15 protein-coding genes are annotated in these 15,578 nt (G+C 68.0%); 1 reads left to right on the top strand and 14 read right to left on the bottom strand.

The genetic code is table 11. The annotated features are described in order from the left end of the window. Positions 1 to 14: 14 nt before the first annotated feature. From EZ216_RS14520 to EZ216_RS14505, 4 genes are all read right to left on the bottom strand, one after another. Positions 15 to 1,448 (bottom strand): alpha/beta hydrolase family protein, encoded by a 1,434-nt coding sequence (locus EZ216_RS14520; protein WP_135250496.1) that lies wholly within the window; start codon positions 1,446 to 1,448, stop codon positions 15 to 17. A gap of 230 nt (positions 1,449 to 1,678) precedes the next feature. Beyond that, the gene (locus EZ216_RS14515) at positions 1,679 to 2,647 is read right to left on the bottom strand and encodes a TRAP transporter substrate-binding protein (protein WP_135250495.1); all 969 of its coding nucleotides are present in this window, start codon (positions 2,645 to 2,647) and stop codon (positions 1,679 to 1,681) included. 99 nt (positions 2,648 to 2,746) lie between these two features. Then, complete coding sequence (locus EZ216_RS14510; protein WP_135250494.1) at positions 2,747 to 4,042, bottom strand: TRAP transporter large permease; 1,296 nt, start codon at positions 4,040 to 4,042, stop codon at positions 2,747 to 2,749. After that, a complete protein-coding gene (locus EZ216_RS14505; protein WP_135250493.1) occupies positions 4,035 to 4,544 on the bottom strand; it encodes a TRAP transporter small permease in 510 nt (169 codons plus the stop codon). The genes EZ216_RS14510 and EZ216_RS14505 overlap by 8 nt, the downstream gene beginning before the upstream one ends. Positions 4,545 to 4,676: 132 nt before the next feature. On the opposite strand from EZ216_RS14505, the gene EZ216_RS14500 reads away from it, so the two are divergent. Next, on the top strand, positions 4,677 to 5,228 hold the full coding sequence (locus tag EZ216_RS14500; RefSeq protein ID WP_135250492.1) for a DinB family protein: 552 nt from the start codon (positions 4,677 to 4,679) through the stop codon (positions 5,226 to 5,228). Positions 5,229 to 5,277: 49 nt separating this feature from the next. Here EZ216_RS14500 and EZ216_RS14495 read toward each other — a convergent pair whose 3' ends face one another. The 10 genes from EZ216_RS14495 to pheA all read right to left on the bottom strand — a co-directional run bounded on the left by EZ216_RS14495 (position 5,278) and on the right by pheA (position 15,576). Further along, a complete protein-coding gene (locus EZ216_RS14495; protein ID WP_135250491.1) occupies positions 5,278 to 5,784 on the bottom strand; it encodes a ComEA family DNA-binding protein in 507 nt (168 codons plus the stop codon). Positions 5,785 to 5,858: 74 nt separating this feature from the next. After that, positions 5,859 to 6,854 carry an ADP-glyceromanno-heptose 6-epimerase gene (rfaD, locus tag EZ216_RS14490; RefSeq protein WP_135250490.1) on the bottom strand — a complete coding sequence of 332 codons (996 nt, stop codon included), beginning with the start codon at positions 6,852 to 6,854 and terminating at the stop codon, positions 5,859 to 5,861. Further along, positions 6,851 to 7,780, bottom strand: coding sequence for a D-glycero-beta-D-manno-heptose-7-phosphate kinase (gene rfaE1, locus EZ216_RS14485; RefSeq protein ID WP_135250489.1), 930 nt, complete (start codon positions 7,778 to 7,780; stop codon positions 6,851 to 6,853). Before rfaE1 ends, rfaD begins: the two co-directional genes overlap by 4 nt. Before the next feature lie 4 nt (positions 7,781 to 7,784). After that, positions 7,785 to 8,915 (bottom strand): lipopolysaccharide assembly protein LapB, encoded by a 1,131-nt coding sequence (lapB, locus tag EZ216_RS14480; protein ID WP_135250488.1) that lies wholly within the window; start codon positions 8,913 to 8,915, stop codon positions 7,785 to 7,787. After that, positions 8,905 to 9,192: a LapA family protein gene (locus EZ216_RS14475; RefSeq protein ID WP_135250487.1), complete on the bottom strand. Its 288-nt coding sequence runs from the start codon at positions 9,190 to 9,192 to the stop codon at positions 8,905 to 8,907. Before EZ216_RS14475 ends, lapB begins: the two co-directional genes overlap by 11 nt. Before the next feature lie 115 nt (positions 9,193 to 9,307). Next, positions 9,308 to 9,616 (bottom strand): integration host factor subunit beta, encoded by a 309-nt coding sequence (locus EZ216_RS14470; protein ID WP_135250486.1) that lies wholly within the window; start codon positions 9,614 to 9,616, stop codon positions 9,308 to 9,310. A 98-nt stretch (positions 9,617 to 9,714) separates the two neighbouring features. Continuing rightward, positions 9,715 to 11,682 carry a 30S ribosomal protein S1 gene (rpsA, locus tag EZ216_RS14465; RefSeq protein WP_439126736.1) on the bottom strand — a complete coding sequence of 656 codons (1,968 nt, stop codon included), beginning with the start codon at positions 11,680 to 11,682 and terminating at the stop codon, positions 9,715 to 9,717. Beyond that, positions 11,573 to 13,570: a bifunctional 3-phosphoshikimate 1-carboxyvinyltransferase/cytidylate kinase gene (locus EZ216_RS14460; RefSeq protein ID WP_135250484.1), complete on the bottom strand. Its 1,998-nt coding sequence runs from the start codon at positions 13,568 to 13,570 to the stop codon at positions 11,573 to 11,575. Before EZ216_RS14460 ends, rpsA begins: the two co-directional genes overlap by 110 nt. Before the next feature lie 21 nt (positions 13,571 to 13,591). Continuing rightward, positions 13,592 to 14,464: a prephenate dehydrogenase gene (locus tag EZ216_RS14455; protein ID WP_135250483.1), complete on the bottom strand. Its 873-nt coding sequence runs from the start codon at positions 14,462 to 14,464 to the stop codon at positions 13,592 to 13,594. Positions 14,465 to 14,493: 29 nt separating this feature from the next. Further along, a complete protein-coding gene (gene pheA / locus EZ216_RS14450) occupies positions 14,494 to 15,576 on the bottom strand; it encodes a prephenate dehydratase (RefSeq protein ID WP_135250482.1) in 1,083 nt (360 codons plus the stop codon). Between the last annotated feature and the right edge of the window lie 2 nt (positions 15,577 to 15,578).

Here is a 15,578-nt window from a genome sequence, read left to right as displayed (position 1 = left end):
GGCCCTGGTGAGGGTCAGTGCGCGCCGGCCCGTTCGAAGAACTGGCGGGCGGCGAGGTTGCAGAACGGAGTGACCAGGAAGCCGTGGTAGGCCGGCAGCACGTCGTCGGGGGCGGTGGCTGCCAGCGCAGCCTGGAACCCGGTCTTCATCGCCGCGTACGGATCGGAAGAACCCACCGGCGAGTCGATGTCCAGCAGCGTCAGCCGTGAGGACTGCATGCCGTTGGCGGTGAAATAGCCCGCGGTAGCCTGCGCGTTGGCCCAGAACGAAATGGGATCATTGTGACCGCCGCAGAGCAGCGAGGGCACGTTGGGTACGTAGGTGCGCAGGTCGTTGCGCCGCGCGGCTTTTCTCAGGCCCGTGGACGGGCTGCAGCCAGCCGGATTGGCGGCACATGGATTTGCCGTGATGTCGGCCAGGATGGTGTTGCGGAAGCTGGTCTTGACGAGGTGGTCGGCGTTGAAAAAGATTTCGAACCCGGCGTTCTGGGGCAGCGAATCGGCCGCGAACAGCGCCAGCTGGGGCAGCTTGCCCGCCACTACCAGGTCCGTGAAGCTGCTGGCGCCCGGCACGAGGGTTTCGATGCCGGTCGCGTATTGCGCCTCATAGACATCCGACGGTGATGCATAGATGTCGCCGTACGCTTTCTGGTAGCCGTTCAGCACCATGGGCAGGAACAGGGGGCCGCCCAGGTTCGGGCTGCCCCCGAACACGGCGTCCGTCAGCAGCGACATCGCGTAGGGACCCGAGATCGGCGCCATCGCCGTCACCGGGACGCCGGTCAGGTCCGCGGAGAGCTGCATCAGCCGCTGCGTCGCCATCGCCACGTACCCGCCCTGCGAGACGCCGGTGAGAAAGAGCTTGCCCGACTCGCTGGTGCTCACCTTCGCGAATGCCACGCGCGCCGCGCGATAGGCGTCCCGGACATCGATGCTCTGCTGGCTGCCGTTCAGGTAGGCGTGGTAGCGCAGGGACGAGCCCGCGTACCCGGCGTAGTTGGGCGCCACGACGATGTAGCCCTGCGCGGCGTACACGGCCGCGACCTCCGCCGATTCCTGGTGCGCGGCCGGATCGGCCATGTCGAACGACGTCTTCTCCTCGGTGCCGTGCGCGTAGATCACCACCGGGTGCGGGCCGTTGCACACCGCGGCCGGCCCCGAAGGCACCATGAGCGCGGCGGTGGCGTCGGTGGCCTCGCCAAGCGCGCCCAGGGTGCTGTACTTGATGGAATAGGTGGTCACCGTGCAGGTGGGCGCGCCAAGAACGGCGGACAGCCCAGGCTGCTGGCCATCGAGCACGGCCTGCAACGCTGCCGGAGCGAGGGCGCTCCTGGATTGCGGGTCCTGCAGCAGCGCGCCCGTGCCGCCGCTGGTCGAGCTTCCTCCTCCTCCGCACGCGGAAAGGGCGGCGGCCGCCGCCAGCAACATCAATCGCTTCAGTTGGTTCATTGGTCTTCATGTGGATTGCTTCAAACCGGCACCCCCACGGAGGAGCTGCCGCCCTGTTCCATGGAGACAGTGATCCAGGAACCTCGAGCTTCTAACTCGGAGGGGGCTAAGGGAATCCGCTGATAGACCGCGTGCTATGAACCTCCGGCGTGTCGTGAATACGTGGGACCGGCAACGCCGCAATGAAAAAGGGCGCCCTTGGGCGCCCTTTTTTTCGAGCCGTGTGCGGCTCACATCTTCTTGTACGAATCCACCAGCTGCTGGCCTTCGGGGCCGGCTTTTTCCAGCCATTCCTTCAGCATGGTGTCGCCGACCTTCTGCATGTCGGCCTTCAGGCCGGGCGGCGGCGTGAGGATCTGCATGCCGTTGGCCTTGAGCTTGTCCAGCGTCTCGGCGTTGGCCTTCTTGCTGGCCGCCCAGCCGCGCGTTTCCGCTTCGGCGCCGGCCTTGAGCAGCGCGTCCTGCGTGGCCTTGTCCAGCGCGTTGAAGGCGGCGCGGTTGACGATGACCGCGTTCTTCGGCAGCCAGGCCTGCGTGTCGTACCAGTTCTTGATGTGCTCGTATGTCTTGGTGTCGTAGCCGGTGGAGCCGGACGACATGTACGAGTCGATCACGCCCGTGGCCATGGCCTGCGACAGTTCGGCGGCCTGCACGGTGACCGGCTGCGCGCCCACCAGTTCGGCGATGCGGGCGGTGGCGGGGCTGTACGCGCGCCACTTCAGGCCCTTCATGTCGGCGGCGGAACTGAGCGTCTTCTTGGTGTAGATGCCCTGCGGCGGCCACGCCACCGCGTACAGCACCATCATGCCCTGCTCGCCGAGCTTCTTCTCCAGCAGCGGCTTCTGCGCGCGCCAGAGCTTGTAGGCGGCGTCGTAGCTGTCGGCCAGGAAAGGGATGCCGTCCGCGCCGAAGATCTGCCATTCGTTCTGGAAGTTCACCAGCAGGATCTCGCCGATCTGCGCTTGGCCGCCCTGCACGGCGCGCTTGATCTCGGGCGCCTTGAACAGCGAGGCATTGGCGTGCACCGTGATCTTCAGCTTGCCGCCGGTGGCCTTGTCCACGTCCTTGGCGAACTGTTCGAGGTTCTCGGTGTGGAAGTTGGACGCGGGGTAGGCCGCGGGCAGATCCCACTTGGTCTGGGCCATGGCCGATGCCGACAGCGCCAGCGCGGCGGCCGTGATGGCGTACTTGAGTTTCATGGACGCTCCGGGAGAGTGTTGTGATGAGCCGGGGCAGGATACGTGCAATTCCCGGGCCAACGGATGCGGTGTTACCCCAAGCGGGCCGGCGGCCCGCGCTCACATCTTGGACGGCAGCCAGACGGCGATGCCCGGGAACCACCAGAGCAGCAGCACCATCCCGCACATCAGGAAGAAGAAGGGCATGGTCACGCGAGCGATCCAGGTGATCTCCTTGCCCGTCATGCCCTGCAGCACGAACAGGTTGAAGCCCACCGGCGGCGTGATCTGCGCCATCTCGACCACGATGACGATGAAGATGCCGAACCAGATCAGGTCGATCTTCGCCGCCGTCACCGTGGGCAGGATCACGCCCATGGTCAGCACCACCATCGAGATGCCGTCGAGGAAGCAGCCGAGGATGATGTAGAAGATGGACAGCGCGATCACCAGCATGAACGGCGACAGGCCCAGCGAGCTGACGAACTCGGCCAGGTGGCGCGGCAGGCCGATGTAGCCCATGGCCAGGGTGAGGAAGGCGGCGCCCGCGAGGATCAGCGCGATCATGCAGTACAGGCGCGTGGCGCCCAGCAGCGATTCCTTGAAGGTGGCCCAGCTGAGCGAGCGCTGTGCAGCCGAGAGGACCAGCGAGCCGACCACGCCCACCGCGGCGGCTTCGGTCGCGGTGGCGAACCCGGAGTAGATGGACCCGAGCACGGCGCCGATCAGCAGCACCACGGGGATCAGGTGCCGCGACTCGTGCAGGCGCTCGCGCAGCGACATGGGTGCGTCGGGCGGGGGCACGCGGCCGCGATTGAGCGCCGACCACACGCCCAGGTAGCCCGAGAACAGCGCCGCCAGCAGGATGCCGGGCAGGATGCCGGCGACGAACAGGCGCGCGATGGAGACGTCGGCGGTGACGCCGTACACGATCATGATGATCGACGGCGGGATCAGCAGGCCCAGCGTGCCGGCGCCTGCCAGCGAGCCGATGGTGATGTCCTCGGGGTAGCCGCGCCGGCCCAGCTCGGGCAGCGTCATCTTGCCGATGGTGGCGCAGGTGGCGGCCGAGGAACCCGACACGGCGGCGAAGATGGTGCACCCGATGACGTTGGTGTGCAGCAGCCGGCCGGGCAGGCGGCTGACCCATGGGGCCAGCCCGCGGAACATGCTTTCCGACAGCTTGGTGCGGAACAGGATCTCGCCCATCCAGATGAACAGGGGCAGGGCGGTGAGCGTCCAGCTGGAGGCCGAGCCCCAGACCGTGACGGCCATCGCGTCGCCGGCCGGGCGCGAGGAGAACAGCTGCATGCCGATCCAGGCCACGCCGGCCAGCGTGAGGCCGATCCAGACGCCGCTGGCCAGCAGGGCGAACAGCGAGACGATCAGCAGGGTGGTGATGACGACGTCATTCATTGTGCAGGGCCTCCTCGTTTTCCGCGACGACGCGGCGGCCGCGCAGCTCCTGCACCCATTCGTCGACGAAGGCCAGCAGCAGCACCAGGGTGCCGATGGCCATCGCCAGCTGCGGGATCCACAGGGGCGTGGCGTCGTTGCTCGTGGACACGTCGTTCAACTGGTACGACACCACGGCCAGGCGCACGGAGTAGAACGCGAACAGCGCCGCCAGCAGCACCGCGGCGGTCAGCGCCCAGATCTCCAGGCCGCGCCTCGCGCCGCCCTGCAGGCGCGCGAGGATCAGCGTCACCCGGATGTGTTCGTTGCGCTTGAGCGTGTGCGCCAGCGCCAGGAAGCCCGCGGCGGCCATGGCGTAGCCCGCGTAGGCGTCGGTACCCGCCACGTGGAACTGCAACTGGCGGCTGACGATGGACAGCAGCACCATCAGCAGCACGCCTACCATCGCCAATGCGGCCAGCCAGGCCGCGGCGTCGTAGATGAAATCCAGCAGTTTTCGCATCAGAAGCCCCGTCTTGTCCGCCCACGGCTCGCGGTGTGCTGGACGAGCGATTCTCGCTCAGGAGCGGCACGGCGCCGCCGCGGGCCGGCGATGCGCCGGACGGGATGTTTGATCTTCGAGACAATGCGGGCCATGGACACCGGCAAGCAGGATGCGTTCCTGGAAAACTACCGCTGGCTGGCGCGCTACAACCGCTGGTTCAACGCCCGCCTGTACGACGCCTGCGAACGGCTGGACGACGCGGGCCGCCGGCAGGATCGCGGCGCGTTCTTCGGGTCCATCCACCGCACGCTGAACCACCTGGTGTGGGCCGACCGGATGTGGCTGGGCCGCATGGCCGCACTGGGACCGTTCCAGTCGCTGACGCCCGGCGTGCTGGCGCTGCCGCAAGGTGCAGTGCACGAAACGGTGCTGTACGAAGACTGGTCCGAACTGCGCAAGGCACGCGCGGAACTGGACGACGCCATCGTCGCCTGGACGCTGGAGATGGATGCGCGCCGGCCGCTGGCCGTGATGCGCTACGCGAACACGAAAGGCGTGAAGCGCGAGCACGCCGCATGGCGGGCGATGACCCATTTCTTCAACCACCAGGCGCACCACCGCGGCCAGGTCACCACGCTGCTGGTGCAGGCTGGTGTGGACCCGGGCGTCACCGACCTGATCGCGTTGCCGGACAACGCCTGAAAAAGAAGAAGCCCGCCGAAGCGGGCTTTCTTCATCGCGCGCGGGGCGCTTACTTCTTGGGGGCGCTGGCCGCGGTCTTGCTGGCTTCGGCCTTGTCCTTCTTCTCTTCCGCCTTCGCTTCGGCCTTGGCCTGCTTGGCGTCGGCCTTCGCTTCCTTCTTCTCGGCCTTGGCGTCGGCCTTGGCTTCCTTCTTGTCGGCCGTGGCGTCCGCCTTCGCGTCGGCGGACTTCTTCGCGTCCTTGGCGGCATCCTTCTTGTCGTTCTTGGCCGCGGCGCCGGTGGCGGCCGGCTTGTACGACTTGCCGCCGACCGTCAGGCCGGCTTCGGACAGGTTCTCGGCGCGCTTCTCGCCCACGCCCTTCACGCGCGTGATGAAGTCGTTCCAGTCCTTGAAGTCGCCCTTCTTGCGTTCCGTCATGATGATCTTGCTGGTGCCGGGGCCGATGCCCTTCACGCTGTCGAGCTCGGCTTCGGTGGCCTTGTTGACGTCGACGGCCGCCAGCGCCAGGGTGGCGGAGAGCAGCAGGGCCAGGGTGGCCAGGATCTTCTTGAACATGGGTACTCCTTCGCAAGGATGGTAGGAGTCCCCTCAACGGCGGGCGGCTGCGCGGCGTTGACGCGGCGCGCGGCTCAGCCTTGGCGCGAGAGCTCTTCCATGTACCGCGCGACGCCCGTGTGCACATCGGCAAAGACGTGCTCGCAACCGGCGGCGCGCAGGTTCGTCAGGTCGGCCTGCGTGTAGCTCTGGTACTTGCCGCGCAGCGCGTCGGGGAAGGGGGTGTACTCGATGAGTCCCGCCTTCGCGGCCGACTCGGCCGTGTGCTGCCGGCCCGACAGCGAGGACACCACGGCGGCCGCGACGTCATTGAAGGGTTGCGCGCGCCCCGTGCCCAGGTTGTAGATGCCGGACTTCTCGGGGTGGTCGAAGAACCAGAGGTTCACCGCGACCACGTCGTCGACGAACACGAAGTCGCGGCGCTGCTCGCCGGGGCCGTAGCCGCCGTATTCGCCGAAGAGCTTGACCTTGCCCTGCTCGCGGAACTGGTTGAACTGGTGGAAGGCGACGCTGGCCATGCGGCCCTTGTGCTGCTCGCGCGGGCCGTACACGTTGAAGTAGCGGAAGCCCGCCACCTGGCGCTTGTTGCGCTTGAAGTCGCGGCCGCATTCGCGGCGCATGCGCTGGTCGAACAGCAGCTTGGAGTAGCCGTACACGTTCAGCGGCCGCTCGAATTGCGGCACTTCGCGGAAGGTGTCGGAGCCGCCGTACGTGGCGGCCGACGACGCGTACAGCAGGCGCGTTCCGCGCTGCTGGCACGACTCGTACAGCGAGCAGGACACGCCGTAGTTGTTGTCCATCATGTACTTGCCGTCCTGCTCCATCGTGTCGCTGCACGCGCCTTCGTGGAACACGGCGTCGACCTTGCCGAAGTGGTTCTCGGCGAACAGGCCGTAGAACTCGTCGGCGTCCAGGTAGTCCTCGATGAACAGGTCGGACAGGTTCCTGAACTTGTCGCCCTGCGTGAGGTCGTCGACGGCGATGATGTTCTCGATGCCGCGCTGGTTCAGGCCCTTGATGATGTTGCTGCCGATGAACCCGGCGGCACCCGTGACGACGACACGCGTCATGCGCTCAGCTCCTCATACGAAACGGTGGCGGTGCCGAACTTGCCCACCACGATGCCGCCCGCCTTGTTGGCCAGGGGCATGGCCTGGCGCAGCGGCAGGCCCGCGGCCACCAGCGCGGCCAGCGTGGCGATGACGGTGTCGCCGGCGCCGGTGACGTCGAACACCTCGCGCGCCTGCGCCTGCACGTGCGTGTCGCCTTGTGCGTCGAACAGCGTCATGCCGTCCTCGCCCAGCGTGACCAGGATGGCGTCCAGCTCCAGCTGCGCGCGCAGGTTCTGCGCCTTTTCGCGCAGCTGTGCCTCGTCGCGCCAGCCGCCCACCACCTGCTGCAGTTCCGCGCGGTTGGGCGTGATGACGGTGGCGCCCGCGTAGCGCGCGTAGTCGGAGCCCTTGGGGTCGACCAGCACCGCCTTGCCCAGCTCGCGCGCGGCTTCGATCATGTGCGGGATGTGCGCGAGGCCGCCCTTGCCGTAGTCGGAGAACAGGATGGCCTGGTGCCGCGGCGCGAGCTGCGCGAAAGCCTCGTTCTGCGAAGCCAGCGCCTCGTGGTCGGGCTCGTTCTCGAAGTCCATGCGCAGCAGCTGCTGCTGGCGGCCGATGACACGCAGCTTCACCGTGGTCTTCAGGCCCGGGTCGCGTTTCAGGTGCGTCGCGATGCCGGTTGCGCGCAGCAGCTGTTCCAGTTTCTGGCCGGGCTCGTCGTCGCCGATGACGCCCAGGAAGCTGGCCTGCGCGCCCAGCGTGACCACGTTGTAGGCCACGTTGGCGGCGGCGCCGATACGTTCTTCCTCGCGGCTGACCTTGACCACCGGCACCGGGGCCTCGGGCGAGATGCGCTCCACCGCGCCGTGCCAGTAGCGGTCGAGCATGGCGTCGCCGACCACGAGGACGCAGGCCTGGGCGAGTTGTTGCTTGGCTGGGATCATGTGTTCAGAGTTCTTCCACGCGGCGCGGGGGGTAGCTGTCCCACGCCTGGCAGCCGGGGCATTGCCAGAAGTGCTGCTTGGCTTCGAAGCCGCAGGCGGCGCAGCGGTAGCGCACCAGCGGCTTGGCTGCGTGCTCCAGCGCGCGCTGCACCCGGGCATGGTACTGCTGGTGCTCCAGCTTTTCGCCGGCCAGCCAGCGCGAGGCGGCCACCAGCGAAGGCTCGCGCTCCAGGTGGCGCACGTACCAGTCGCGCGCGTCGCCGTTGCTGTCGAGCGAAACGATGGCTTCCAGCACGTCCAGCGAAGGCGAAAGCTCGTAGCTGTGCTTGAGCATGGCCAAGGCCTGGTGCTCCATGCCGCATGCGGCGGCGTACTGGGCCAGCGGCCGGGCCAGCAGCGGGATGGAAGCGGGCGAAGCCTGGCCCAATTCGTCCAGCAGGCGGAAAGCGCCGGCGGCGTCGCCGGCCTTGCGGCGCGACGCGGCCAGTTCGATGGCGGGGCGGGGCGAATCGGGCGCGGCCTGCATGGCCTGGCGCAGCAGGCTTTCGGCTTCGGCGCCGTCGGACAGCGCGGCCTGTTCGCACAGGTAGTGCGCGCGGCGCCCGGCGAAGCTGCCCTGGCCGGACTCTTCCAGGCGGTGGGCGATCTCGGCGGCCTGCGTCCAGTCGCGCGAGCGCTCGTAGATGGACAGCAGCGCCAGCAAGGCCTGGCCTTCGTACGCGGTGCCGTCCAGTTTGCGCAGGGCTTCTTCCGCGCGGTCGAGCAGGCCCGCCTTGAGGAAGTCCAGCGCGAGCGCGTGCTGCGCGCGCTGGCGCTCGGCGCGGCTCAGGTCGCCGCGCGAGAGCAGGTGTTCGTGCACGCGCACCGCGCGCTCGTATTCGCCGCGGCGGCGGAACAGGTTGCCCAGCGCGAAGTGCAGCTCGGACGTGTCGGGGTCGCCGCGGACCGCTTCGATGAACGCGTCGATGGCCTGGTCCTGCTGTTCGTTCAGCAGGAAGTTCAGGCCGCGGAAGTAGGCCTTGGGCGCCTGCCGGTTTTCGATGCGCAGCTGGCGCAGGTCCAGGCGTGAGGCCACCCAGCCCAGCACGAACGCGATGGGCAGGCCCCAGAGGACCCAGCTGAGGTCAAAGTCCATTCGGCTGCGTCAGGTCGGCCGCGGGGGCGGCATTGGGTCCGGCGGGTTGCGCCGCGGCGCGGCGGGCAGCGGCGCGCTGGCGCCACCAGCGCGGCACCATGCCCATGGCGCCGACCACCAGGCCCAGCGCGAAGGCGGCCAGCACCACCAGCACCAGCGGGGCGCGCCAGGCAGTGCCGAAGAAAAAGTTCAGCGTCGCCTGTTGCTGGTTGTTCAGCGCGAAGGCGAAAAGCGTAAAAAAAATGGCTGCCTTGAGCAGCCACATCAGGTACTTCATCAGGCTCCTCGGAACTTGATGACGAATGACGAAATGACTTCGGCTTCGCCTTCAATGACGCGGCTCGCGCCGCATGACAGGCATCATTCTGTCATTGAGCCGCGCAGCGGCGAAGTCATTTGTCATGCGCAGCCATTTCCTCGGTCCTCTTGTCGACGGCCTCGCGCAGCGCCTTGCCCGGCTTGAAGTGCGGCACGCGCTTCTCCGGGATCTGCACGCTTTCGCCGGAGCGCGGGTTGCGCCCCAGGCGCGGCGGGCGCCGGTTGATCGAGAAGCTGCCGAAGCCGCGGATCTCGATGCGGTGCCCGCGCACCAGCGCTTCGCCCATGGCGTCGAGGATGGCCTTGACGGCGTACTCGGCGTCGCGGTGCGTCAGCTGCCCGAAGCGGGCGGCCAGTTCTTCGACGAGGTCGCTGCGGGTCATGACGTTCGCGTGCGCTCACATGACTTCGCCGCAAGCGGCCCAATGACGAATGAATTCATTGGTCATCGAAGCCGCGCAGCGGCGAGGTCATTGAGTCATCACTTCTCGAGCTTGGCCTTGAGCAGCGCGCCCAGGTTGGTCGTGCCCGCGTTCTCGCGCGCCGACGCCTGGTTCAGGTTGGCCATCGCACCCTGCTCGTCGGCCATGTCCTTGGCCTTGACGGACAGCTGGATGTTGCGCGTCTTGCGGTCGATGTTGACGACCACGGCGCTGACTTCGTCGCCTTCCTTGAGCACGTTGCGCGCGTCTTCCACGCGGTCACGGCTGATCTCGGAGGCGCGCAGGTAGCCCAGGATGTCCTGGCCCAGGTCGATCTCGGCGCCCTTGGGGTCGACGGTCTTGACCTTGCCCGACACCACGGAGCCCTTGTCGTGGATCGACACGAAGGTGGTGAACGGGTCGGCGTCCAGCTGCTTGACGCCCAGGCTGATGCGCTCGCGGTCCACGTCGACGGCCAGCACGATGGCTTCGACTTCCTGGCCCTTCTTGTAGTTGCGCACGGCGGCTTCGCCGGTTTCGTTCCAGGACAGGTCGGACAGGTGCACCAGGCCGTCGATGCCGGCGGCCAGGCCCACGAAGATGCCGAAGTCGGTGATCGACTTGATCGGGCCCTTCACGCGGTCGCCGCGCTTGGTGTTCTGCGCGAATTCCTGCCACGGGTTGGCCTTGCACTGCTTCATGCCCAGGCTGATGCGGCGCTTGTCCTCGTCGATCTCCAGGACCATGACTTCGACTTCGTCGCCCAGCGACACGACCTTGGACGGGGCCACGTTCTTGTTGGTCCAGTCCATCTCGGACACGTGCACCAGGCCTTCGATGCCGGGTTCCAGCTCGACGAACGCGCCGTAGTCGGCGATGTTCGTGACCTTGCCGAACATGCGCGTGCCCTGCGGGTAGCGGCGCGACACGCCCAGCCACGGGTCGTCGCCCATCTGCTTGAGGCCCAGCGAGACGCGGTTCTTCTCGGTGTCGAACTTGAGGATCTTGGCCGTGATCTCCTGGCCGGCCTGAACCACCTCGGACGGGTGGCGCACGCGGCGCCAGGCCATGTCGGTGATGTGCAGCAGGCCGTCGATGCCGCCGAGGTCGACGAACGCGCCGTACTCGGTGATGTTCTTGACCACGCCGCGGACGATGGAGCCTTCCTTCAGGGTTTCCATCAGCTTGGCGCGCTCTTCGCCCATGGACGCTTCCACGACGGCGCGGCGCGACAGCACGACGTTGTTGCGCTTGCGGTCGAGCTTGATGACCTTGAATTCCAGGGTCTTGCCTTCGTAAGGCGTCAGGTCCTTGATGGGACGCGTGTCGATCAGCGAGCCGGGCAGGAAGGCGCGGATGCCGTTGACCAGCACGGTGAGGCCGCCCTTGACCTTGCCGGTGGTGGTGCCGGTGACGAACTCGCCGGATTCCAGGGCCTTTTCCAGGGCCATCCACGAGGCCAGGCGCTTGGCCTTGTCGCGCGACAGGATGGTGTCGCCGTAGCCGTTCTCGATGGCGTCGATGGCGACCGACACGAAGTCGCCCACCTGCACCTCGATCTCGCCCTTGTCGTTCTTGAACTCGTCGATGGGCACGTACGCTTCGGACTTCAGGCCGGCGTTGACCACGACGAAGTTGTGTTCGATGCGCACCACCTCGGCGGTGATGACCTCGCCCTGGCGCATTTCAGCGCGCTGCAGCGATTCCTCGAAAAGGGCGGCGAAGGATTCAGACATTCGGTTTCCTTGCACGTCGGCAGGATTCACACCGGCACCATGCCGATGTTTCCAAGGCTGCGGACGGCTATCTTTTGCGGCTTTGCGGCCGCGGGTTGGTTGTCGATCCGCACCGCCAGTGCGCTGCTGCGCGGGTGGGGGCGTTGCGGGCCTGTCTACCGTGACCGTCGCCGGCCGCGGCTTACTGCTGTTGCGAGGCCGCCGCGAACGGCTGCCTGGCTTCCCACCAGCCGAGCACCTGGGCGACCGAGTCTTCGACCGATTGCTCCGAGTTGTCCAGCAGGAGGGCATCCTGCGCCGGCTTCAAGGGAGCGACGGCGCGCTGTGAGTCGCGGGCGTCGCGCGCTTCGAGGTCGGCGCGAAGAACGTCGATTGTAGTGGGAATACCCTTTGAAATCAATTGCTTATGCCGCCGCTCGGCGCGCTTGGCGGCGCTGGCGGTGAGGAACACCTTCATGGGCGCGCCCGGGAAGATCACCGTGCCCATGTCGCGCCCGTCGGCCACCAGCCCCGGCAGGCGGCGGAACGAGTGCTGCAGGGCGACCAGCGCGGTGCGCACGGCGGGCAGCACCGACACCCTGGAGGCATTCATGCCCGCTTCCTCGGTGCGGATGGCGTCGCTGACGTCCTCGCCGGAGAGCAGCACGTGGCCGCCTTCGAAGCGCACCGGCAGCACCCGGGCCATGGCCGCGATCTGCTGCTCGTGCGCCAGGTCCAGCGCGAAGCCCTGGCGCAGCGCGGCCAGCGCCGTCAGGCGGTACAGCGCGCCGGAATCGAGGTAGTGGAACCCCAGCCGCCGAGCAGTTTCCGCAGCCAGCGTGCCTTTGCCGGAGGCGGTTGGCCCGTCGACGCAGACGACCGGCACCTGCGCCGTGTCCACGCGCGCGACCGAGAACAACGCCTCGAAGTAATCCGGGAAGGTCTTGGCCACGCACTTCGGGTCTTCGATGCGCACCGGCAAGCCCACCGGGTTGAAAGCCGCGAGCGAGAAGCACATGGCGACGCGGTGGTCGTCGTAGGTGTGGATGGACGCGGCGCGCCACTGCGCCGGTGGCGAGACCTTCAGGAAGTCGGCGCCTTCGTCGACGGTGGCGCCGAGCTTGCGCAGTTCCGTGGCCATGGCGGCGAGGCGGTCGGTTTCCTTCACGCGCCAGCTGGCGATGTTGCGCAGCGTGGTGGGGCCGCCCGCGTACAGCGCCATCACGGCCAGTGTCATGGCGGCGTCGGGGATGTGGTTGCAATCGAGGTCGATCGCCTTCAACGGCCACGCGCCGCGCTTGACCTCCACCCAGTTGGGCCCGGCGCTGACGGCGCCGCCCATCGCTTCGACGGCCTGGAGGAACCGGATGTCGCCCTGGATGGAGTCGCGACCCACGCCGAGGATGCGCACGCCTTCCGGCGACGCGATGGCGCCCAGCGCGGCGAAGTAGCTGGCCGAGGAAGCGTCGGCTTCCACGTGCACTTCGCCCGGCGTGGCGTAGCGGCTGCCGGCGGGGATGGTGAAGCGTTGCCAGCCATCGCGGCGCACCTGCACGCCGAATCGCGCCAGCAGGTTGAGCGTGATCTCGATGTAGGGCTTGGAGATGAGCTCGCCCACCACCTCGATCACGATGTCCTTCGCCGCCACCAGCGGCAGCGCCATCAGCAGCGCGGTGAGGAACTGGCTGGACACGTCGCCGCGCACGCGGATGGGCGCGTCGAGCTTCAGCTGCGGCCGGCCGATGCGAAGCGGCGGGTAGCCGGGATTGCCGAGGTAGCCGATGTCGCAGCCCAGCGGCAGCAGCGCGTCGACGAGATCGCCGATGGGCCGCTCGTGCATCCGGGCGACACCCGACAACTCGAAGTCGCCGCCCAGCACGGCCAGCGCGGCGGCCAGCGGGCGCATCGCGGTGCCGGCGTTGCCGAGAAAGAGTTTCGCCTGGCGCGCCGGGCCCTTCGCGCCGAAGCCGGTGATGCGCACGACGCCGCCATCGTGCTGCACGCCACAGCCCAGCGCGCGCAGCGCTTCGAGCATCACGCGCGTGTCGTCGGAGTCGAGCAGGTCGTGGACGGCCGTCGTGCCCTGGCTCAGCGCCGCCAGCAGCAGCACGCGGTTGGAGATGCTCTTGGAGCCGGGCAGGCGCACTTCGCCCGCGGCGCCCTGCAGCGGGGGAAGGTCGAGAAACGCGGTGTCGAACATCGGCCGCAGCGTAGCGCGGCGTCAGGCCCGGCGGGCGCCCATGCGCCAGTTCGCGCGCAGCTGGCTGGCCTGGGCGATGAGTTCTTCCAGCGCCTCGCCGTTGCCGGCCTCGATGAGCGAGTGCATGGCCTGCAGCGTCTGCTGGAAGAACTGGGTCTGTTCCAGCAGTTCCTGCTTGTTGGCCAGCAGGATGTCGCGCCACATCTTGGGTTCGCTGGCCGCGATGCGCGTGAAGTCGCGAAAGCCCGGGCCGGCCAGCGACAGGAAGTCCTGGCCGTGCGGCTGGGCCGCGATGGCGTTGACCAGCGCGAAGGCGATGAGGTGGGGCAGGTGGCTGACGGCCGCGAAAGCCGAGTCGTGCGCCTCCGGCGCCATCTGCAGCACCTGGCAGCCGATGCCTTCCCACACGTCCTTGGCCTTGCCCAGCTGCGCGACCTGCGTTCGTTCGAGGGGCGTGAGGATGACCTGGCGGTTGGTGTACAGGTCGGGGTCGGCGTGCTCCACGCCCGAGGCTTCCTTGCCGGCGATGGGGTGGCAGGGCACGAACGAGCCCACGTTGTCGCGCAGCACCCGGCGCGCCGCATCGACGACGTCGCGCTTGGTGGAGCCGACGTCCATGATCAGCATGTCCTTGTTGACCAGGTGGCGGATGGCCTTGAGCGTGGCTTCCGTCGCGGCCACCGGCACGGCCAGCAGCACGATGTCGGCGCCCGAGACGGCCAGCAGCGCCGAGGGCGCCTCGACGTCGATGACGCCCATCTGGCGCGCGCGCTCGGTGGTGGAGGGCGACTTGCTGTAGCCCACCACCCGCTTGACCAGGCCGGCCCGCTTGAGGGCGAGCGCGAACGACCCACCCATGAGGCCGCAGCCGATCAGGCCCAGTTGCTCGAACATGCTCTTTACTCCGCTCTCGTTTGTTGTCGTCAGTCGCCCACGGGGTAGGTGCCCAGCACCTTGTAGTAGGCGCACAGCTTCTGAAGGTCGGCCAGAGCGGCCGCGACGTGCGGCTGGGAGGGGTGCCCCTGCACGTCGATGAAGAAGAAATATTCCCACTGGCCGGATTTGGCCGGGCGGGATTCGAAACGCGTCATCGACACGCCGTGCTGCTTGAGCGGCACCAGGATGTCGTGCACCGCGCCGGGCTTGTTGGGCACCGAGACCACCACGCTCACGCAGTCCTTGCCGGAAGCCTGGGGCGCGGCCAGGGTCTGCGGCAGGCAGACGACGGCGAAGCGGGTGCGGTTGAAGGCTTCGTCCTGGATGGCGTGCGCCGCGATGTGCAGGCCGAATTCGCTGCCGGCGCGCTCGCCGGCGATGGCGGCCCAGGCCGGGTTGCCGGCGGCCATGCGCGCGCCTTCGGCGTTGCTGGCGACCGCGCGGCGCTCCGCGCCGGGCAGGTGCTTGGCCAGCCAGCCCTGGCATTGGGCCAGCGCTTGCGGATGCGCCAGCACGGCTTCGATGCCTTCGAGCGAGCGTTCCTTGCGCAGCAGGTGGTGGCGAACCAGCAGGCTGATCTCGCCCACGATGTGCAGCGGAGAAGTGAGCAGCAGGTCGAGCGAGCGCGTGACCACGCCTTCGGTGCTGTTCTCCACCGGCACCACGCCGAAATCGGCGGTGCCGGCCGTGGCAGCCTGGAACACCTCGTCGAAGCTGACGCAGGGCACGTGTTCGATGCTGGAGCCGAAGAACTGCACGGCCGCCTGCTCGCTGAACGTGCCTGCGGGGCCCAGGTAAGCGACGCGCTGCGGCGCTTCCAGCGCGCGGCAGGCCGACATGATCTCGCGCCAGATGGTGGCGACGTTCTCGGGCTTCAGCGGGCCTGCGTTGCGCGTCTGCAAGCCGTGGATGACCTGGGCTTCGCGCTCGGGGCGGAACACCGGCGAGCCTTCGCCGCGCTTGAGCTCGCCGACTTCGTTGGCGAGCGAAGCGCGGCGGTTGAGCGCCGCCAGCAGTTCGCGGTCGACGGCGTCGATCTCGGTGCGCAGCTGCGCCAGGTCGCGGGGCATGC

The organism is Ramlibacter humi, assembly GCF_004681975.1.
Taxonomy (GTDB): Bacteria; Pseudomonadota; Gammaproteobacteria; order Burkholderiales; family Burkholderiaceae_C; genus Ramlibacter; species Ramlibacter humi.
This window is presented reverse-complemented; position numbering and strand designations above follow the sequence as displayed.